This window comes from Brevibacillus panacihumi W25, assembly GCF_000503775.1.
In the GTDB taxonomy this organism is placed as follows: domain Bacteria; phylum Bacillota; class Bacilli; order Brevibacillales; family Brevibacillaceae; genus Brevibacillus; species Brevibacillus panacihumi_A.
Map to the genome: position 1 here is coordinate 1,016,468 of NZ_KI629785.1, position 19,752 is coordinate 1,036,219.

Consider the following 19,752-nt stretch of genomic DNA (forward strand, 5'->3'; position numbering starts at 1 on the left):
TTCTTCATCATCCTACGGGAAGCTTCCAATTGTTTACCAAATATTTGTGCTGGATGTTGTTCAAATACAAACCAAAATCTTTGTTCAATTCCTCATTTTTCATGGCAAACTCTACCGTTGCCTTCAAAAAGCCGAATTTGCTTCCGACGTCATACAAGGTTCCCTCATAGCGATATGCAAGCAAATCCTGTTCGCGCGCAAGCATCTGGAGCGCATCTGTGAGTTGAATCTCCCCCCCTACTCCCGGCTCGATCTGCTCCAGCAGGTCGAAGATACGCGGCTCCAGAATATATCGGCCAATGATCGCCAGATTGGACGGAGGATTGTTCTGCGGCTTCTCGACCAGATCATGAATCAGATCAAGGCGCTCTCCGATGGCGACTCCTTCGATGACACCGTACTTGCTCACCTCATTCCAATCCACCGCCTCGACCGCGATAACGCTGCTTTGCTGCTGATTATAAATATCCATCATCTGTCTGAGGCACGGAATCTCGCTATCGATCACCATATCCCCCAGCAAAACCGCGAAGGGCTCATTCCCGATGAATTTACGGGCGCACCAGATCGCATGCCCCAGACCCAACGCTTCTTTTTGCCGGATGTAATGGATCTCTACCAAATTGGTCAAGCCTTCCACGATCTCGTACAAATCGGTCTTGGCGCGTTCACGCAGATTGACTTCCAGCTCATAGTTCTTGTCAAAATGATCCTCGATGGCCCTCTTGCTCCGTCCTGTCACGATGATGATATCCTCGATTCCAGAGTTGACCGCTTCCTCGACGATGTATTGAATCGTCGGTTTGTCCACGATCGGGAGCATCTCCTTGGGCATGGCTTTGGTGGCGGGAAGGAACCGGGTACCCAGGCCTGCAGCAGGAATCACCGCTTTTTTAATCTGTTTCTTCATAACCATCACCTCCCACCTATTCGTGTTGTACCATGGGCTCCGGTTCGAATCCTGGTCCTGTCACCGGTCCAGGCTGCTCAAGACTCATCCGTTTTCTGTTCGATTTTCTCCTCATCGCCTCCAAGGCCTCCATCCAGATCAGCACACCGACCATCAGCACCAGACCCACGCCAAATGCCGCTGCCATATTGACCAAAGGCTTGGGAGATACGGGCTCCATCCCCGCTTCATACTCCGCTTCGTCCACGATCATGACGTTGTCGATGTTCATGAACAAATTGACGTTCTGGGAAAAAGAGCGGGAGACTTCATTCGCAATCTGTACAGCGCGAAGCGGGTCCGTGTCGCTGTAGGTCACCGTGATGATAAAGGAAATGTTGGACGTTTTGACATCCAATCGCTCCATGAGCTGTTCCGGTGTTTGGGACAAGCCCAGCTTGCGAATGACGTCTTGTGCCATCCTCCGGGTTTGAATCAACCCGCTGTATGTCTTGATGAGCTGTTGATTGCTGAGGATGCTGTTGTAGAGGTCCTGCCTGTCCAGATCCTGCGGCTTCACCAGCATGGTCGTCGTCGCTGAATAGGTAGGGACCAGTACGAAATAACTGATATACCCACTCGCCAATACACAACACAACGGAATGGTGAGCATCAAGACCCAGCGCTTGCGAATGGCTTGGAGAACCAGCAATACAAATTCCAGATTCATATGAGCATGGACTCCTTTTTCGTTCTTTTCTAACCCACCACCCCTGGCAACCGTCAGGACGGCCCTCTAGGAAGGCCCTTCTCAGCGGTATGGATAGTCCATATTCCCCAAACTTAGAGCCAGTATATGTACAAAGCGTGGGAATATATGTCATATTCCCACGCCTTCCGTCTCCTTTTTTTCTGCCTGGATTGTTACGCTGGGACCAGGCTCGCCGATGAAACGCTCGATCTCCTGTTTGATTCTCAACCGCTCCTGCTCGGGCACAAAGTAGTAATACACGCCTTGATACATGCCGCCCTCCCCTTGCAAACGCTGGGTTTCGAGGTGGTCCAGGGAGCTTCTGTAATTCAGCATCAGCTCCTGCATGTCGCTCAGTGTGAGATTTGTTTTGAAGCTGTTGCCGATATTGGCCAGTATGTCGTCCATTTTGCCCACGGTGCTGATCTGCTTCGCCTTGCTCATCAATTCGCGGAGGATGAGCTGCTGTCTTTTATTGCGTCCAAAGTCGCCTTCCGGATCTTCATAGCGCATCCGTGCATAGGCAAGCGCCTTTTCCCCGTCCAGTGCGATCATCCCTTTGGGAAAATGATAGCCCTCATAGTCGAAGGCGAACGCATTGTCCACTGCAATTCCGCCCAAAGAATCGACGATCGCTGCAAAGCCCTCCATTTCCACCTTTACATAGTAGTCGACCGGAACGTCCAAAAAGCGCTCCACTGTCCTGACTGTCGCAGGGATCCCGCCTTTGCTGTAGGCGTGGTTGATCTTGTCCTCCTTGTCGCTGTCGGCCAAAAAGGTACGGGTATCCCGGGGAATGCTGAACATCAGCGTCTCTTTTTTCCCTGGATGGATCGCGAGAAAAATCAGGGTATCACTGCGACCGGGATCACTTCCCCTTTTGTCTACACCAAAAAGTAGAAGCTTCAGCGGTCTTTTGTCCTCCCCCTGTCTGGGTTCCTCGGGCTTGGGCTTTTCCATTTTTGCGGCTGCGACGGAAGGCACGGGAGGAGGCGGAAGTGGTTCGTAGATGCTCTTTGCTGTCTGCTGTACACGCCCAAATAGTTGGTGCACGTACCACGTCGTTCCTCCCAGACTGAGCAGCAGCAGCCCGATGATGATGAGGCGCAATCGTTTCATTTACACGCATCTCCTGGTTCTTAGGCATCTGGATTCGTCCCATTACCAAGGTATTACGCTTCCCCTGATTTCTTTCCCACCGAAAAAGAATCGCCCCCTCCTCTCAATCGAGAAAAGGGGGCGATCCATCAGCAGCGCCTGATCAGGAAATGCGGCGCAAATCCGGGTTGTATCGTTGAACATAGGTAAAAATGTCTTCTCCGGACAAAAAACGGAGTTCGGGCGAACCTTTCTGTTGGCTGAGGTGAGCCAGAAGCTGTTCCTTGCCTTTTTCCAGTCTGCGCTTGGCGGCATCAGGCAAGGTGAGCACATGAGGAACGAGCAACTGCAGATACCATCTTCCCTCTTCTTCCTCCGAGACATCGATCTCCAATTCCATATCGGAAGAATCAAACGCAAATAAATGATTAAACAAAGCCTCACGCGTTCCGGTGTCGATGGCAGACACATCTGCGAGGCTAACGCTCAGATAATATTCATCGTTGAACAAGATCATGTCGTCGTTGATTTCCTTATACGTTTTGAAGAGTGGATTCGCTTCCATACGGTTGGCCTCCTAACAGGTTCGTGGACGTTTCGTATAGCATACTATTTTTCCAAACTTTCGCGCAACTTATGGGTTGGAGGTATTCGGACTGAACAGGCGGGGTGGGGTCTTCACTGGTGGCCTCTCTGGCCGCCTCCACTCCAAAGGCGGAACCGCGGCCAAAAGCAGCCCACTTCCAAGAAGTAAATCAGGGTTGGCCGCTGAATGCGTGTTCCGCCTTTTCCATAGCGTCTGGGTCAAGATCCCAAATGCCTCTCGCTTATTTCCTTTTTTCCTCGACCAGCTGGTTCAATCCTCCATTTTTTTACACCAAACTCGAACCTTCCGCTACCGCTTGCGCGTCTTCAAGCGTGATCAGGACTGCCCTCGCCTTGCCGCCGCTTTGGCCGGCGACATAGCCGTCTGCTTCCATCATTTCGATCAGACGGGCCGCACGGTTGTACCCCACCCGGAATCTGCGCTGCAGGCCGGAAGCGGAAGCCTGTCCCTGCTCCGCGACGAAGACGAGCGCTTCCAGGTAGAGGGGATCGTCTCCGGCGTCAAAGGATTGCACCTGTTGCTCCAGATCTTCTTTGCTGAATAGGTAGGAAGGTTTTCTCTGCTTCTTGATGATGTGCGTGATTCGTTCAATCTCGTCGTCCGAGACGAAATTCCCCTGCAGCCGAAGCGGCGTGGTTCCGCTCTCCAAAAAGAGCATGTCCCCTCTGCCGAGCAATCGCTCCGCTCCGGACTGATCGAGGATCGTCCGAGAGTCGACTTGGGAAAACACCGCAAAGGCAAGGCGAGTCGGCACGTTCGCCTTGATGTTGCCTGTAATCACATCGACGGATGGTCGCTGTGTCGCCAGCAGCAGATGGATGCCGCATGCCCTTGCCTTCTGGGCGATCCGAATGATGCAGTCCTCCACATCCTGCGGGGAGACCATCATCAGATCGGCCAATTCGTCGATCACGATGACGATATAGGGCAAATGATCATCTGTCGTCTGATTGTAGCGTTCAATGTCGCGTACCCCCGCATCCACGAACAGGGCGTAACGCTTCTCCATTTCCTCGACTGCCCATTTCAGCGCGGCCGTCGCTTGCTTGGCTTCTGTGACGACTGGTGTCACCAGATGCGGCAAGTGGTTGTACGGAGCCAGCTCTACCATTTTAGGATCGATCAGCAGCAGCCTCACTTGTTCGGGCGTCGCCTTGTACAACAGACTGACGATGATCGAATTGATGCAGACGCTCTTACCGGAACCGGTGGCACCAGCGATCAGTCCGTGCGGCATCTTTTTGATGTCCGCAATAATCGGAGCCCCTCCGATATCCATCCCCAGAGCGACTGCCAATGCCGAAGGATGCTGTTGAAATTCCGCGGACCCGATGATTTTCTCAATCAGCACCGGCTGGCTGGACAGATTCGGGACCTCGATCCCTATCGCATTGCGACCCGGAATCGGCGCTTCGATCCGAATGTCCTTGGCAGCCAGATTCAGCTTGATGTCATCGATCAGGCTGGTAATTTTGTTTACTTTGACGCCTGGAGCTGGCTGCAGCTCAAATCTCGTTACAGACGGACCTTTCACGATCCCGACCACCTGCGCGCTGACATTGAAGTTCGCAAGCGTCTCCTCCAGCAGCAGCTTTTGCAATTGTGTATGCTCGTCATCATCCCCCGCAACCTCCGGGCTTGGATTGAGCAAATCCAGCGACGGCAACTGATAGGAAGGCACAGCTTGCAGGTCGTCAGGCTGCTTTTGTTCCGTCGGCTTTTGCACTGGTTCAATGCGCAATGGCTCGGTATGAACAAGCGGAGCTGCGTAAGTTACGTTGACTGGCGTTGCCGCTGTATCGTCCTGTTCTTCCTCTACAGTCGTGAGTGGACTGAATTCCGCACGTTCCAGGAGGCGAGCTATCTCGGGACTCTGCCCAGCCTCCATAGCGGCTTTCTCGAAGTCCACCTTCTCTTCCCCCTGCTCCATATCACTTTCTATGAAAACGATGCTCTCGTCTTCCCCTGCTACATCGTCTTCCTCTTGATCTGGCGAAATCTCGCTTTCAAGGAACTCCACCACTCCGCTTGATGTATCCGGAATCTGTGGTTCCTCGATCACAGTTTCTGCTTCGATTTCAGTTTCTGTTTCGATTTCAGATTCTGTTTCGTTTTCTACCTCGGCTACTGCTTCCGTCTCTATTACATGATCTGCTTTTGCTTCGGATGATTCATGCTGTGGAGCTTCTGGCCAGGCTGTCTCCTCTTCGCTTTCCTCTTCCTCGACTGGAGGCTGCTGTTTCCTTGCAAATAGAAACACCGGCTCGATTGAGGTATCTGCCTCTTTCTCCACCGTAGCCTCGCTTGCGGCCGCTGCTTCGTCAGCAGCTGTCTCCTCGGCAGGCTCGTCTGCCATTTCCTGCGGCTCATTTTCCGTTTTTCCTGCCATCTGCATCTGCTGCCACAGCTTTAATTGGTTTAGCTGCTCTTCCTGCTCCTGGAGCGGGTAGACAATGCCCGCCGTTGTATGAATGCGATGCTCCATCTCCATCGTGGCCGGCGTAATTTTTCCGTATACAGGAGAGACAATATCCGAAGGCTGATAGGCTCTTTTTTCGCTTCCTGCCGTCTTCTGATTCCCCGGCTTCGTAGAAGCTCCCCGGTGATCCACCTGTTGTTTTTTGACTGGCAAGGTCTTCTCCTCCGGCTGCTCCACTGCTTTTGCAGCCCTCCGGTTGGGCAACCTCTCACGTGAAGAAGACTGGTTCTCCTGGTTTCCTTCAAGAAGATCCGGATCCAGACCCATCTCCTTCTCTATTCTTCTGCGCTCCGGATAGTGGTCTGGGACGACCGGAAACCGGAACTGCCGCTGCTTGTCCGTTCTGAACTCGTCATGTTCCCGACTGCTTTCACGCTCTCTCGGGTAGATGCTTTTCGTTTTTGCCTGGAGCTGACGGGATTTCGTATGGTTGGGTGGATGCGTCTCATCCTCATCCACTTCCCTCTCTTCCCCCCGAAACACATTCATCAGCTTTTGGAACCACGACCACATGTTGCAACGCCCTTTCTCACTTGCTTCATTTCCCTTTTATTTTACCAGAAAAAAAGACTTGCGTTCGTTCGATTCTGTTTTTTTCGTATTTATGAAACTTTTGGTGGGTCTCACACGTACATAGTAAGGGAAAGAAAAAGTATATACATAGGGAGGAATACCGCATGTGGAAGAAGGGGAGTGCCCTACTGATAGCAGGGATGCTCGTATTGTCCGGATGTTCCGGTGAAGCATCACTGGTCCGCGATTCCATCGTCCAAACGCTGGATAAACCGAATTACGACTACCAAGGCACGTTGAAATTGACGGGTGACATCGACAAATTGCCGGAAGCATTGGGCGAGACGGTCGATCCTGAAGGAAAAGCCGTATTGGAAGCTCTGAAAGCGGGCGTCACAGTGAAAGGTTCGCAGCTTGATCTGGAAAACGCCAAGGCTGTCATTGAAGTAAACGACGACAAGCTGTTGCGCGACAACAAGCTGTGGTCCGGGGATAAAAATGCTTCGGTCGAGCTTTTGGTAAGCAAAGATTCGTTCTATTTGAAATCTCCGCTGGACAGCAAATATCTGGTGATGAGCGCTGATGTTTCTGGTGATATGGCCGCGATGGGCGCTTCGGAAGCTGCCAACCCTGCCAAATTGAAGGAATATCAGGAAAAAATGAACGACCTGACGATTTCCTTCATTAAGAAATATGTAGCAAAATACGGCTACAAGCTGAACAACGTGAAAAATCTGGGAGCGGCTACCGTTGAACTGCCAAACGGCGAAAAAGCGGAAGCTACCCACATCGCGATCAAGCTGGATGCCAAAGAACTGGTCAACATGTTCTTCTACACAGCAAATGACGCGGTTGCAAGCCAAGACGTCAAAGCTTTCGCTATCGACATGATGGTCCTCTCCACTTCCCTGCAGGAAGAGATGTTCCCAGAGGATGGCAAGACGACTGAAGCCGAAAAACGCGCCATGGCTGAACAGGCTGTAACAACCGGTCTGGCTGAAGCGAAAAAATGGCTCGAGGAATCTGGCAAAGTATACACAGCTGACAAGGTTGTCGAAGAAATGAAAGCCGCTGGTTTCCACGCTTTGAACTGGAACCTCGACTTCTACATCAACAAAGATAAATTGCCTGTTCAACAAAAAAGCGCTTTGAGCGTAACATTCCAGGTTGACGGCATGAAACAGCCTCTGACAGTAGGTCTCGAAGCTGATCAGTATGCCTACAACTTCGGCAAAGCGACCAAATACGAGATCCCTGGCAAAGATGCCGGCGTGACCATCGAACAACTGTACAATGATGAAAAAGCAATCGACAGCTTCAGTGACAAAGGCTTCTTCCGTCACTTTGTCCAGTCCTCCCTCGACCAGTACAAAGTCCAGAAAGAATGGGAAGAGGAATGGGCGAACTGGGAGCTGGAAGATGCAGCTGAGGGAGAAGCAGCTGAATAAGCATTCCTCCCATCGAAAAAAGCACGATGCCCACATGGCGTCGTGCTTTTCTGCTTTCATCTTGCCTACTCTTTGATCAAGCCGCGGATCGTCTCGTGCAAGATTCCGTTGCTGGCGACAAGGGATGCGAGCTCCTCCACCCGAAATGCCTGGTGACGATAAGGCTCTCCCTGCCAATTCGTGATGGTTGCCCCCGCTTCTTTGGCGATGACAATTCCTGCAGCGACATCCATGATGCTGGAGCGCTGCATGATGATATAATCAAGCCAGCCGTTGGCGAGCAAGCACCAGTCCAGTGCAGGCGCGATGTTGCGCATCAAGCGTTTGGTCTGCATCACGAATGGCTCGGTGAACGCCAGCTCTTGCTCCTTGGTGACGGAATGGCGCCCGCGAATATACGTACCCACGGCCTTCGTCTGATCAGCGCGTTGATTGATGGAGATGCGTTTTCCATTCAGGAAAGCACCACCTCCCTGCTCTGCCCAGAACATCTGTCCCGCTACCGGATTGTAGACGACCCCCAAAACCAGTTCGTTTTTATGCTGCAAGGCGATGGATACGGAAAAGTAAGGGTATCCTATAAAGTAATTATTGGTGCCGTCCAATGGATCGACAATCCAGAGGTACTCTGCATCCCGCTCCAACAGCCCGATTTCTTCCGAGAAGATCGAGTGCGCCGGAAAATGGCGATGTAGCACTTCGATGATGCGCTTTTCGCTTTCCTTGTCCTCGGGCAGTTTGACATCATTATGCAATTCCTCGTCTGGAACAAGCTGTTCCAGAAAACGCTCCTGCAAATAATCACCCGCCGCTTTTGCTGCAGCTTTGGCTATTTCCAGCATTCTTTCCACATCCTCATGAAGTTTCATTCGTGTTTTCGGTTGCCACTCAAGCCCTACATTTACTATGATAGATAGACGCCCTACTACAGAATGGGAGGGGATTTCACATGAACAGCGATTTTATCCGCCTGAAAAATCTGGAAGGCGAACTTAAGCTGTCCCAAATGAACAAGCACCTCGGCTGTTCGGTCACCAGCAAGGAACTGGTTTTGTATAAGCCGCATCTGACCTATCATCTGTTTCTGCACGATATCGTGAGCATGGTTCCGATCCAGCAGGATTCCATCCCCGTCCTTTTTCGCAAGCAAGGGAAGCAACGCCCTTTCTTCGACTCCCAGACCTACAAGCTGGTAGCCAAATGGGCACGGGTCGTCTCCCGCTCCGGCATCGTGGAAAAGGAGAACATGGAGTTTATCCTCCCCATCTCTTCCAAGATGCTTTCGTACATCTCGGAATACAGCGGCCTGGTAGTCATCCGCTGAACGTTTTCTATCCAAGCCTCTATCCCGCATCACCGCGGTTTAGAGGCTTTTTACTTTGCTTTTTTGTCCAAGACGATAAACGTCCCGGTACCATGCGCAACCCGCTTGTTGCGGTCATCGTAGATGCTGGTGTCCATAACCACCAGTGTTTGTCCGCGATGCAAAAATGTCGCTTCTGTGCGCAGGCTCTCTCCCAAAGCCGGACGCAGGTAATTGACCTTCAGCTCTGTCGTCACGGCATACTTATCCGGCGGCAGGGAGCGGTTGATCAGGGAACCCATCGTGGAGTCGATCAACGTAGCCAGAATTCCGCCGTGTACCGCACCCGTCGAGTTTTTCATAAATGTGGTGATCGGCACCTCGAAAGAATAGGTGCGATCATCGAGGAACCTCCCCTGCAAGCCAAGGAACCCGGATAGAAATACACTTTTTCTCTCTCGTCTTTGGCGAATGGACTGAAGCGTTAGCGCGAGCAGCTCCCGTTCCTCCTCGCTGCCTTCTTCCCAGATATTTTTCAATTCTTCTATCATTTTTTCACTCCACCCTAAATCGTCGCTTTCTCTATTTTAAAGCAATTTTCTGCATTTTTCTATGCAGCACTTGTCCAGCAAGTGTTTGACTCTGAGCAAATGTTCAGACTTTAACGGTTGTTTCTATTTAGTGAAAAGTGTTAAGATAGTGCAAAATAGAAGGCTGGATTTTCTATTCGGAAGGAGAGTTTACAAGTGGCCAGACTGAGAAGTGATATGATCAAAAAAGGATTTGACCGCGCACCTCACCGCAGTTTGCTGCGTGCAGCAGGTGTGAAAGAAGAGGATTTCGACAAACCGTTTATCGCGATCTGCAACTCGTATATCGACATTATTCCAGGTCATGTACACTTGCAGGAATTCGGGAAAATTGTGAAGGAAGCCGTTCGCGCTGCCGGAATGGTTCCTTTTGAATTTAACACCATCGGCGTGGATGACGGGATTGCCATGGGCCACATCGGTATGCGCTACTCGCTCCCAAGCCGCGAAATCATCGCAGACAGCTTGGAGACCGTTGTTTCCGCTCACTGGTTCGATGGCATGATTTGTATTCCGAACTGTGACAAGATTACTCCGGGGATGATCATGGGCGCACTCCGCGTGAATATTCCGACAGTATTCGTGACAGGCGGTCCGATGAAGGCCGGAAAAACCAGCGATGGCCGTTCGATCTCGCTCTCGTCGGTCTTTGAAGGCGTTGGCGCTTATCAAGCCGGCCTGATCGACGACAAGCAATTGGATGAGCTGGAGCAATACGGCTGTCCAACCTGTGGCTCCTGCTCCGGCATGTTCACCGCCAACTCGATGAACTGCCTGCTCGAAGCCATCGGTCTGGCGCTGCCAGGCAATGGTACTGTTCTCGCAGTCTCGCCTGAGCGCAAGGAACTGGTAAAAGCATCTGCTGAAAAACTGAAGCACCTGATCGAGCGCGATATCAAACCGCGCGACATCGTAACGCTGGAAGCGATCGACGATGCTTTTGCCCTCGACATGGCAATGGGCGGTTCCACCAATACCGTGCTGCACACCCTGGCAATCGCACAGGAAGCCGGCATCGAGTACTCGATCGAGCGCATCAATGAAGTAGCCAAACGCATTCCGAACATCTGCAAGCTGGCTCCTTCCTCCGACTACCACATCGAGGATTGCCACGAGGCAGGCGGCGTCTCCGCCATTCTCAAGGAAATCTCGAAAAAGCCTGGAGCGATCCACCCGAACCGCATTACCGTTACTGGCAAAACACTGGGCGAAAACGTCGCAGATGCCGAGATCAAAAACGATCAGGTCATCCGTCGACTGGACAACCCGTACAGCGAATCCGGCGGCCTTGCCGTCCTCTTCGGAAATCTGGCAGAACAGGGCTCGATCATCAAAACTGGCGGTGTGGATCCTTCGATCAAACGCCATGAAGGTCCTGCCATCTGCTTTGACTCCCAAGAAGATGCCCTCGCAGGGATCGCGGCTGGCAAGATCAAGCCTGGCCACGTCGTGGTAATCCGCTACGAAGGTCCAAAAGGCGGCCCTGGCATGCCTGAGATGCTTGCACCGACTTCCCAGATCGTCGGTATGGGCCTCGGCAAAGAAGTGGCTCTCGTAACAGACGGACGCTTCTCTGGAGCTTCTCGCGGAATCAGTATCGGCCACGTGTCTCCTGAAGCTGCAGAAGGTGGACCGATTGCCTTCGTCGAGGATGGCGACATCATCTCCATCGATCTGGAAGCGCGGACGATTGAACTGCATGTCGATGAAGCCGAACTGGCACGTCGTAAAGAAGCCAATTGGAAAGGGTTCGAGCCGAAAGTAAAAACCGGCTACTTGGCCCGCTACTCCAAAATGGTGACCAACGCCAGCATGGGCGGCATTCTGAAAATCTAATCCAGGACAAAAGATCAGCCCCGCATCTGCTCGGATGCGGGGCTGACTCTTTCTTTTTCTTATTTACAAAATTTGCTGTCCCTTTCGACGAAACCAATCGCCGCGTGATGCGTCTTATATGATAACTACATCATCCGCCGGGCGGTGACGAAGCGTTTCTCCCAGGAGGTCCCCCGGAATGTACTATAGGTAACCCCTGGCTTCCCATAGGTATGTAACAGTTTGTTATTTCCAGCATAAATGGCAACATGCGTAATTCTCTGCGACGATGTAGTCGTACTCGCCTTGAAGAAAATCAAATCGCCTTTTTTCAGATTGCTTTTGGAAATACGGGTTCCCACCTTCGATTGTGAACGCGAATCGCGGGGCAGCTTCTTGCCAATAGCTTCTCTGAAAACACGCTGCGTAAACGACGAGCAATCAAAAACAGCCGTCGTATTTTTGCTTGCACCAAATTTATAGGGCCTGCCCATATATTTTCTTCCGGTGTTGATGACTTTGTCTGCCTTGCTCTGACTCCATGCGGCATGCGCAACGCCAATGTCACCTGGTATCGGTGCTACTACGGCCGTCAACCCCATCGTGACGCCCATTAGAATTCCTACAATCGCTTTTCTTACCTTCATGTTGTTCATCCTCCCTTTTATGAAAAGTTTGGTTGATCTTCCGCTGTTTCTCTACTCTACCATCCCTCTTCTATCTACGAAATTGGCAAAAAGTTTCCAAGCAGACTAACCACATTCGGACGAAATTTCCACTTGACGCCTCGAAGCCGCAGTTTTATAGGCATTTGTCAAATTTTCAGTCTTCTTCATTTGCCAACATGTTCCTCCGGAATCCCCCAATTTTTTCCGCACCTTATATAGGCCTTTTCGCATATCCTGTGACTTTTCTCCTGCGTTTCATTGTAAAAAATCCCTGAACGATGCAAACAGGACTGGTCTTTCCTGGAATCATCCATTTCTACTCTCTACTTGCAACATCAGGGGAGTCATCGTAAAGTAAATAGGAGTTCGTTATCAAGGAGGAATCTATGCGACTGCGTAATATTCCAGGCGCCGAGTCGGCCCTGGCTGAATATCCGACGTTTGTGCAAAATCCTGTTTCCTACAAAGGGAAATGGAATGAACGCTTCGGGAACAACAATCCCATCCACGTAGAGATCGGATGCGGGAAGGGACGTTTCATCAACACATTGGCTGCCCAGCATCCCGACATCGACTTCATTGCCGTTGAACTGAAGGCTGAAGTGGTCTTGCGAGCCGTACAGCGCACGGAATACCGCGAGATTCCCAATCTCGCCTTCGTCCAGTACAATGCAGCGATGCTGACAGACCTGTTCGCTGATCATGAAATTTCTCGACTCTATCTCAACTTCAGCGATCCTTGGCCAAAGACGAGACATGCCAAGCGTCGTCTCACCTATTCTAGTTTTCTGCAAACCTATCGCCAGGTATTGAAGCCGGACGGTGAGATTCATCTCAAGACAGACAATGAAAAGCTGTTTGAGTTCTCGCTGAACCAGATGGCCGCAGAGCGTTTCCAGCTTCGCAACATCACCTTTGATCTGCACCAGTCCAAACTGGCTCAGGACAATGTCATGACGGAATACGAAGAGCGCTTTTCCTCGAGAGGACAACGAATCTATCGGGTTGAGGCAGCTTGTTCCTTCCATTGATACGCAAAAGTCATCTCTTTCTCTTTCTCCAGATCAGCCGCTGGCAATCCAGCAGTCTGCTCTGGAGAAGGAGTCCTTCCGTTCTCTTCCATACCTGTGTAAAGGATTGAATATGGATCAAATGAAAGCACATACAGAGAATTTCCACTATTCACACTTGTCTTTTCTGCTCAAGCGATTGCATGTCATTTCCATTGCACTCCTAGCACTCTATGCCTTTTACTTCTACGTCGATTTGGTTCTCTACCAGCATGTTGCCGGCACTCCTTTCCATACGACACTGATCCTTATCCATGCTGCCGGATTTCTGGCTTCCCTGTTCTACATGGGGATCTACCCACTCGTCAAGAAGAATCAGCGTTTTCTCCAATCGGTGGGGCCTGATCTGCTCCTCGACTTCTACGTTTTCCTCTACATCGGCTCCAGTGCGCTCGCTTCCCTAAATAGCTACAGATTGAGTGGTCACATCGATATGTACCTGGTTGTTCTCGTGGCTTCCGCTGTCCTGCTGCCGATTCGTCCCAAGCATTTTTTCTGCATTCTCGCAATCATTCATGTGCTGTTTCTCTCCCTGCTCTCATCCTTCATCGACGATCCGAATCTATTAACTTCCAAACAAATCATCTCTACCATTGCAGCTTTTATCTCCTTTTTGCTCTTGGTGCTGCTCTACTCGTCCCGGGAGCAAGAATTCCTGCATCAACAAAAACAGGATGAACTGCAAAAAACTTTCGCACCTTATTTGAGATGAATCCCTATCCGCTTATCCTGTCCAGGCTTTCCGATGGCAAATTGCAGCTCTGGAACAAAGCGGCTGCAGAATCATGCCCGCCCTCCCAGACTTCTGATTCTCTGACTGACCACCAGCTCGTCTTCAGCAGTCCGCAAGAGCGGCTTCAACTCGTCAGTGAACTGCGCATGCGAGGAAGCATCAAAAACTACATACTGAAGCAAGATCAGCCGCTTGCAAGATCAGCCGCTTGGGACAACGAAATGGGGAATGGCCCATTATGAGCTGATCATGTATGGAAGCGAGACCTGCATTCTCTCAGGAGTTACGGATATCACTCCCTTGAAGCGGGTAGAAGAGAATCTGGCAGAGCACGCCAACTACGACGCATTGACAGGAATTCTAAATCGTCGGGGTGGACTGGAGGCATTGAACAACTGGCTAGCCAATCCCCATTCAGAGGCATCTTCGTGTATCGTCTGCTTTATTGACTTAAACAATCTCAAACAGGTGAACGATTGCTACGGGCATCAAGCAGGGGATGAGATGATCAAGGAAGTCTGTACGGTGATCAGTGAGCGCTTGCATGCCGAAGATCTCTTTTTCCGTTACGGCGGAGATGAATTCATCATTCTTTTCTTTCAAAAGGATTGGCAGCAAGTCACTTCAATCTGGGCATCCATCCAGCAGATGTTCGCGGAGAAGAACAGCAGCAGCGGCAAGCCTTACACGCTATCTGCCAGTCGAGTGCTCTATCATTGCGAGAAAGACACGGATTTGTCCATCGAAGAAATCATCAAGAGGGCTGATCTTGAGATGTATAAGGATAAGCAAGGGCAGCGCCTTGCTTCCTCTCCATTTGGAGAAATGGTATAATATTGGAATGTCTGGAAGACTTGGAGGAACCTACGATGGACCTTGGATTTGCTTTTGCTTCCTTTATTCCGCTTTTGCTGATGCTGGCCTTCTACGCCCTCATCATCTACTTGATCGTGCAAGTCATTCGTTTCATGAAACAAAAAACGCTCCATGACCAACAACGAAATGAAAAGCTGGACGCCCTAATCCAGCTCTTGCGTGAAAAAGAAAGAGAACAGCAACCCTAACGTAAGACGTTCTCTTTTGAATGAACAAGAGAAAAAGCATGACCATTCACATGTAGAATAGGTCATGCTTTTTCTCTTTAATCAGTGACTTTTTTAAGTTCAAAAGATGTTGCCTCTAATAACAAGATAAGCCTATCATTATTAACAATAAAAAAACTTAGAGGTATGCCAAGTTGTGTAGAAGAGTCATTTATTACTATGTATTTTACTGTATCATTATTATTTATATTTAAAGGATCGGGATCTGTTTGAAATAAACGATAAAAAGAGTCTGAGTTATCGCATATAAAATCAAGCCTATATAATGGGTTCTTCAGTTCGTGTTGATAATCATGATAGTTTTTAAGTCCTTTTGATGAAAAGAAGTCTTTTTTGATTATCATTTCATCACCAATTATTTTTTGCCCTGTTGGATATTCAGAAGCATCATTGTATGAATTTGCAAACCCCAAAAGTTTCTCAACTTTCCAAGTTCCATAGAAAGACTTTTCCGTTTCATCATCCAAATTTGTCCATACCCCATCACAGTATTCAGCGGTACTCTTTGGAATAATGGACTCATCAGTTTCAGATTCATGCTCACTGGTAGAATTTGTTTGCGAAGTATCTGCACCTTTGGGAACCGTTGTATTTTCTACGCTATTATTCGAAGTATTTGAAGTTTTTGTAGTTGATGCTGTTTGAACATTTTCACAAGCCGATGACAGCATCAACATGATCGTAATACAAACCAAGAATCCTTTTTTCATATTGCACACCCTGTTTTAATTTTTTTTACTAACCTGCCTCGTTAAAAAAAGACTACTATTGAATTTTGACAAACGCAAACTTCTAACAGGTTTTCATTTCCTTTGAAATGCTCTCTCTTATTTCACAATTATATCCTTTACGTCAAACACTTTATTGTTAATCCGATTCGTTGAGCAGGTATAAAAAATAGGGTACGGGAACCATTGCGATTCCGCACCCACTTTGTGTTGCGAATTCAATTCAAAAGAGAACGTCTTAACCCTAATGGCCGTTCTTTTTTTTATGTCTTCCATTCATACATCTCTTCGCTGAAAAATCCGGATCGCGATCAGCAATGCGACAAGTCCGTACCCAAGGGTGTAGTATAGCATTGCGGCGCTTGGCGGAGAAGAAGTGCCGAAAATCCCTTGGGAAGCAAAAGACAAGGGATTGTCCACCGCCTCAAACAAGGAGAGCATGCTCAGCCGAAACAAGGAATCGGTCGGAAAGATCAGGCTGGAGACAATGCCGATCTGAACGAGGGACTCTTGGTGTATCAAGGAGCCCAATTGTTCGACGAAACCGCCGATAAAGCTGATGCCATAAAGAATGATCAGGAAAATGCCGCCGGTGACGGTCGTCGTCATGCTGCTCATCAGCAGGGATACGCAAACCAGGATGACCGGCAGGAGAAGAAAGTAGCCCAGCCCTGTCATGACCTGCGTTGCACGCAGCTGCACGGCCATCTCACCGCCTCCGACCCATTGATTGATGGCGATCAGTCCCAGATAGAGCATCGCTGTATAGAGAATCAGCATGCTGGCCAGTCCGAGGAATTTACCGAGCATATATTGTCTGCGTGGCATCGCGCGCGCAAGCCACGTATCGATCTGATGACTCTCGATTTCCGAAGCGATGCTCCCCACACTGCTCAGAATCGCCAGTAACGCGGCGATAATCGAGCCAAAATACAAACCCATTCCCAGCAATTGCGTCGAGAAAAACCCTTTCATCATCATCGCATCGCCAGAGACCGCGCCCATTGTTTCCCTGATCTCGCGCGCGGCGAACCAGGTCGCGACGCCGAATAAGAGCAGGAACGCCAGTGACATCAAGACGGTGATGGTAAAAATCCGTTTGGAGATCATCTCCCGGTATGTGATTTTAATGATTGGCCACATGCGTTTCCCTCTCCTTCTGCTGGACCCAGTACAAGAACACTTCCTCCAACGATTGTTGCTTGCGAACGACCTCGTGAACGGCAGCCCCACTTGCCACCAGCTCCTGCAAAAGAACAGGCACCCGTCCCTCCTGATCCAGCGTCACGAGCCAAGTCGCTTGCCCTTCCCGTTCCTTCAGCAAGCGCTGATCCGTTACAAACGGCAAATGGGCATGCCAATCCGCTGTCGCCTGCTCGATGGTGATCTCCACCTGGGGCTTTACTGCGCTTAGCTTGCGCCACTCTCCAGAGGTGACCAGCTCACTTCGGTGAATGATGCCGACATAATCACAGACGCTTTCCATCTCGCTCAGCAGGTGACTGTTGAGAAAAATCGTTTTTCCCTGATCACGCAGGCGCGCAATCAGCTCCCGCACTTCTTTTCTGCCGATCGGATCAAGCGCAGATGTCGGTTCATCCAAAAAGATCAGCTCCGGGTCACTCAGCAGGGCGCAGGCCAAACCAATTCGTTGCTGCATCCCTTTGGAATAGCCGCGAATCCGTTCGTCGACCCGCCCGCCCAGACCGACAACCTCGACAACCTCGCCGATCACCCGGTCCCGCTGGCTTTTGGACAAGCCGCAGATCTCCCCGTGATGCTTGAGCAATTGCCTGCCGGTAAGCCAGTCCGGATAACGGAACAGCTCAGGCAAATAACCGACTTTCCGGCGTGATTCCACGCTTCCGATGGGGTGGCCGAGCATCGTCGCACTTCCCGCAGTCGGGTGCAGCAAGCCCAGCATGGTGCGGACGAAGGTGCTCTTCCCAGCGCCATTTTGCCCCAAAAAGCCAAATACAGAGCCGCGCGGAACTTGCAGCGTGATCTGCTTGCAGCCGCCTTTGCCGTCGTATTGCTTGGATAAACCTATCGTTTCGATGACATTGTCAGACATAGTACCCTCCCAGACTCTCAGACAAAATAAACGGGCAAAAGCAAAGCCCACCTCGCCCGGTAAGCTCTGCCAATTTGACAGCCATTATTTGACTTTTTTTGCGAAGGACATCAGTTGCTCGGCTTTGTCTTCCGCGCCGTCCAGCATGTGAATGGAGCCATTGTGCTGCCAGATCAGGTAAGAGCGATGCGGCGATTCGATCAGCAAGCCCTCTTCGCCATTGACGTTTACGTTTTTCACCTGGCTGTCCTTGTCCTCGATGTAAGGCAGTGGCAAGGTGTGCTGCCAGTCATCCAGATTGACCATCTGTTTTTTGACGTTCTCCGGAATAAACGGCAGGGCCAGCACCGTATCGCGAAGTTCAGCAAGATCTACCCCTTCAGGAGCTTGCAGCTTCAATCCCCCCACTACATTGTAGGTAAAATCGGCATCTCCCGACTTCAGGTACAGGTTCATGGTTTGCGGTATTTGCAGCGAGAATGGCTTGCCATTCAGTTGGTCGTCGAAGCGTTTGTCCATGCCGACTTGCTCGAGCAGGCGATTCGCTTTTTCCGTATCGATTTCAAATTGGACGCGATGCGCAGCATGCACATCCACCCCATTGAAGCTGACGTCGCTCGGGAGCTCAGGAAGCTGGACGCCTGCCTTCTCCGCCTCTTCCTTCGACTCATACCAGACCGAGCCATCGCCGTTCTGATCCGAATCATCGATGCTGATTTTTCCAATTCCATTTAACTCCAATTCCCCGGCCTTTCCGGAGGACAGCCACATTTCCGCGTGCTGCAAATCCTCCGCGGTCACTTTGACGAATGCTACCTTGTCTACGCGAAAAATAGACAAGAGATCCTTGGCCGCCACTTGCACCTGCGGGATAGACAGCGCTACGGCGACTGCCGCTGCTGTCGATACACCTGTGATCCACTGTTTGGTTCGCTTGTTCATATGACTCCAACTCCTTTTATTCATCGGGCTGCTGGCAGGAGCGGCTCCTATTTCCGCATCCTGCTTGCCGATGTTCTGCTGATTGATCTGTTGGGAAAAACGTTGCCATGCTGCCTCCGTATCTACCTTCACTTCATGGGGCGAGGAGAAAAACGACTTCTCTACCTTCTCCCTGGTCCAATTCTCCAGTTCGGATAGTTCGGTAAAACGTGCTTGACAGATGGCACAGGTTTCCAAATGCTGGGAGATGTTTTGAAACTCCTCATACCCGCATTCTCCGTCCAGGTAGATTTGAAGCAAATCTTCAGCCACGCATTTCATTCAGCTTCCCCCCTCATCTGTTTGTAGATACTGCGGAATTTCAGCTTGGCGCGAGAGAGCAGCTTGCCCACTGACCCTACTTCGACACCTGTTGCTCTCGCCAGCTCCGTATAGGGAAAGCCGGAGTATTTCATGACCAGCAGTGTGCGCTCCCGTTCATCCAGTGCGGACAACACGTCGCGCACTTGCCCGATCTCATCCTGCTCCAGCCATATCTCTTCCGACGACGGCGCGGTATGTGTCCGCTCGGCTTCCACCTGCTCCTCTCGCGCATTTCTTCTCTTTTCCGATCGCAGATAGTTGTACGCTGCATATATCGAAGCTTTGGACAGCCAGGCTGGAATATGCTCGATTACGGTTCGATCCGTACGGTAAAAGGTGAGGAAGACTTCCTGAGCCAAATCCTCCGCAGTCTGCTGGTCTTTGACGATCCGTACGATTTGCCGGACGACAAACGGATAATAGGCCGTAAACAGCTCTTGAAAGTTGTCTGCATCCTGCTTTCCTCTCATGGATTGAATCGCCAGTTTGGCCTGCACACCCACTTCCTTTCCTCCTTTCGCCTCGTTCATTTTATAGAAACCGCCGAATCCGGTTTTGTGACAAGTTCACGTAAAATT

21 protein-coding genes are annotated in these 19,752 nt (G+C 50.5%); 7 read left to right on the forward strand and 14 right to left on the reverse strand.

Annotated features, from left to right (window positions below; all coding sequences use genetic code 11):
- Positions 1–7: 7 nt before the first annotated feature.
- The 5 genes from galU to T458_RS45950 form a co-directional block, all read right to left on the reverse strand.
- A complete protein-coding gene (galU, locus tag T458_RS45940) occupies positions 8–910 on the reverse strand; it encodes a UTP--glucose-1-phosphate uridylyltransferase GalU (protein WP_023557834.1) in 903 nt (300 codons plus the stop codon).
- A gap of 16 nt (positions 911–926) precedes the next feature.
- Complete coding sequence (locus tag T458_RS0129055; protein ID WP_051410088.1) at positions 927–1,619, reverse strand: YveK family protein; 693 nt, start codon at positions 1,617–1,619, stop codon at positions 927–929.
- Between the two features lie 150 nt (positions 1,620–1,769).
- The gene (locus T458_RS0129060; RefSeq protein ID WP_051410089.1) at positions 1,770–2,759 is read right to left on the reverse strand and encodes an LCP family glycopolymer transferase; all 990 of its coding nucleotides are present in this window, start codon (positions 2,757–2,759) and stop codon (positions 1,770–1,772) included.
- Positions 2,760–2,901: 142 nt separating this feature from the next.
- Positions 2,902–3,303: a hypothetical protein gene (locus T458_RS45945; protein WP_023557836.1), complete on the reverse strand. Its 402-nt coding sequence runs from the start codon at positions 3,301–3,303 to the stop codon at positions 2,902–2,904.
- 307 nt (positions 3,304–3,610) lie between these two features.
- Positions 3,611–6,337: a DNA translocase FtsK gene (locus T458_RS45950; RefSeq protein WP_023557837.1), complete on the reverse strand. Its 2,727-nt coding sequence runs from the start codon at positions 6,335–6,337 to the stop codon at positions 3,611–3,613.
- Positions 6,338–6,501: 164 nt separating this feature from the next.
- Here T458_RS45950 and T458_RS45955 point away from each other — a divergent pair, with 164 nt between their 5' ends.
- Entirely contained in the window at positions 6,502–7,785 is a 1,284-nt protein-coding gene (locus T458_RS45955; RefSeq protein WP_023557838.1) for an RNA 2'-phosphotransferase family protein, read from the forward strand.
- 65 nt (positions 7,786–7,850) lie between these two features.
- Here the strand turns inward: T458_RS45955 and T458_RS45960 are convergent, their stop codons facing one another.
- Positions 7,851–8,627, reverse strand: a complete 777-nt coding sequence (locus T458_RS45960) for an inositol monophosphatase family protein (RefSeq protein ID WP_023557839.1) — start codon at positions 8,625–8,627, stop codon at positions 7,851–7,853.
- Between the two features lie 107 nt (positions 8,628–8,734).
- Here T458_RS45960 and T458_RS45965 point away from each other — a divergent pair, with 107 nt between their 5' ends.
- Positions 8,735–9,109: a hypothetical protein gene (locus T458_RS45965; protein WP_023557840.1), complete on the forward strand. Its 375-nt coding sequence runs from the start codon at positions 8,735–8,737 to the stop codon at positions 9,107–9,109.
- A gap of 50 nt (positions 9,110–9,159) precedes the next feature.
- Here T458_RS45965 and T458_RS45970 read toward each other — a convergent pair whose 3' ends face one another.
- Positions 9,160–9,639 carry a PaaI family thioesterase gene (locus tag T458_RS45970; protein WP_023557841.1) on the reverse strand — a complete coding sequence of 160 codons (480 nt, stop codon included), beginning with the start codon at positions 9,637–9,639 and terminating at the stop codon, positions 9,160–9,162.
- Between the two features lie 195 nt (positions 9,640–9,834).
- Here T458_RS45970 and ilvD point away from each other — a divergent pair, with 195 nt between their 5' ends.
- On the forward strand, positions 9,835–11,514 hold the full coding sequence (ilvD, locus tag T458_RS45975) for a dihydroxy-acid dehydratase (RefSeq protein ID WP_023557842.1): 1,680 nt from the start codon (positions 9,835–9,837) through the stop codon (positions 11,512–11,514).
- A gap of 125 nt (positions 11,515–11,639) precedes the next feature.
- Here ilvD and T458_RS45980 read toward each other — a convergent pair whose 3' ends face one another.
- A complete protein-coding gene (locus T458_RS45980; RefSeq protein WP_023557843.1) occupies positions 11,640–12,140 on the reverse strand; it encodes a C40 family peptidase in 501 nt (166 codons plus the stop codon).
- Positions 12,141–12,547: 407 nt separating this feature from the next.
- Here T458_RS45980 and trmB point away from each other — a divergent pair, with 407 nt between their 5' ends.
- Together trmB and T458_RS45990 are read left to right on the forward strand one after the other, a co-directional pair.
- Positions 12,548–13,192, forward strand: a complete 645-nt coding sequence (gene trmB / locus T458_RS45985; protein WP_023557844.1) for a tRNA (guanosine(46)-N7)-methyltransferase TrmB — start codon at positions 12,548–12,550, stop codon at positions 13,190–13,192.
- A gap of 112 nt (positions 13,193–13,304) precedes the next feature.
- Positions 13,305–13,943 carry a hypothetical protein gene (locus T458_RS45990; protein ID WP_023557845.1) on the forward strand — a complete coding sequence of 213 codons (639 nt, stop codon included), beginning with the start codon at positions 13,305–13,307 and terminating at the stop codon, positions 13,941–13,943.
- Between the two features lie 71 nt (positions 13,944–14,014).
- Here the strand turns inward: T458_RS45990 and T458_RS57805 are convergent, their stop codons facing one another.
- Positions 14,015–14,146 carry a hypothetical protein gene (locus tag T458_RS57805; RefSeq protein WP_290367276.1) on the reverse strand — a complete coding sequence of 44 codons (132 nt, stop codon included), beginning with the start codon at positions 14,144–14,146 and terminating at the stop codon, positions 14,015–14,017.
- Between the two features lie 10 nt (positions 14,147–14,156).
- On the opposite strand from T458_RS57805, the gene T458_RS46000 reads away from it, so the two are divergent.
- Together T458_RS46000 and T458_RS46005 are read left to right on the forward strand one after the other, a co-directional pair.
- Entirely contained in the window at positions 14,157–14,798 is a 642-nt protein-coding gene (locus tag T458_RS46000) for a GGDEF domain-containing protein (RefSeq protein ID WP_144083871.1), read from the forward strand.
- 35 nt (positions 14,799–14,833) lie between these two features.
- A complete protein-coding gene (locus T458_RS46005; protein ID WP_023557848.1) occupies positions 14,834–15,028 on the forward strand; it encodes a hypothetical protein in 195 nt (64 codons plus the stop codon).
- Between the two features lie 77 nt (positions 15,029–15,105).
- Here the strand turns inward: T458_RS46005 and T458_RS46010 are convergent, their stop codons facing one another.
- The 5 genes from T458_RS46010 to T458_RS46030 form a co-directional block, all read right to left on the reverse strand.
- On the reverse strand, positions 15,106–15,777 hold the full coding sequence (locus tag T458_RS46010; protein WP_023557849.1) for a hypothetical protein: 672 nt from the start codon (positions 15,775–15,777) through the stop codon (positions 15,106–15,108).
- A 294-nt stretch (positions 15,778–16,071) separates the two neighbouring features.
- The gene (locus T458_RS46015) at positions 16,072–16,938 is read right to left on the reverse strand and encodes an ABC transporter permease (protein WP_023557851.1); all 867 of its coding nucleotides are present in this window, start codon (positions 16,936–16,938) and stop codon (positions 16,072–16,074) included.
- The gene (locus T458_RS46020; protein ID WP_023557852.1) at positions 16,922–17,869 is read right to left on the reverse strand and encodes an ABC transporter ATP-binding protein; all 948 of its coding nucleotides are present in this window, start codon (positions 17,867–17,869) and stop codon (positions 16,922–16,924) included. Before T458_RS46020 ends, T458_RS46015 begins: the two co-directional genes overlap by 17 nt.
- An 84-nt stretch (positions 17,870–17,953) precedes the next feature.
- Positions 17,954–19,132, reverse strand: coding sequence for a DUF4367 domain-containing protein (locus tag T458_RS46025; protein WP_023557853.1), 1,179 nt, complete (start codon positions 19,130–19,132; stop codon positions 17,954–17,956).
- A complete protein-coding gene (locus tag T458_RS46030; protein WP_023557854.1) occupies positions 19,129–19,677 on the reverse strand; it encodes an RNA polymerase sigma factor SigX in 549 nt (182 codons plus the stop codon). Before T458_RS46030 ends, T458_RS46025 begins: the two co-directional genes overlap by 4 nt.
- Positions 19,678–19,752 lie beyond the last annotated feature (75 nt).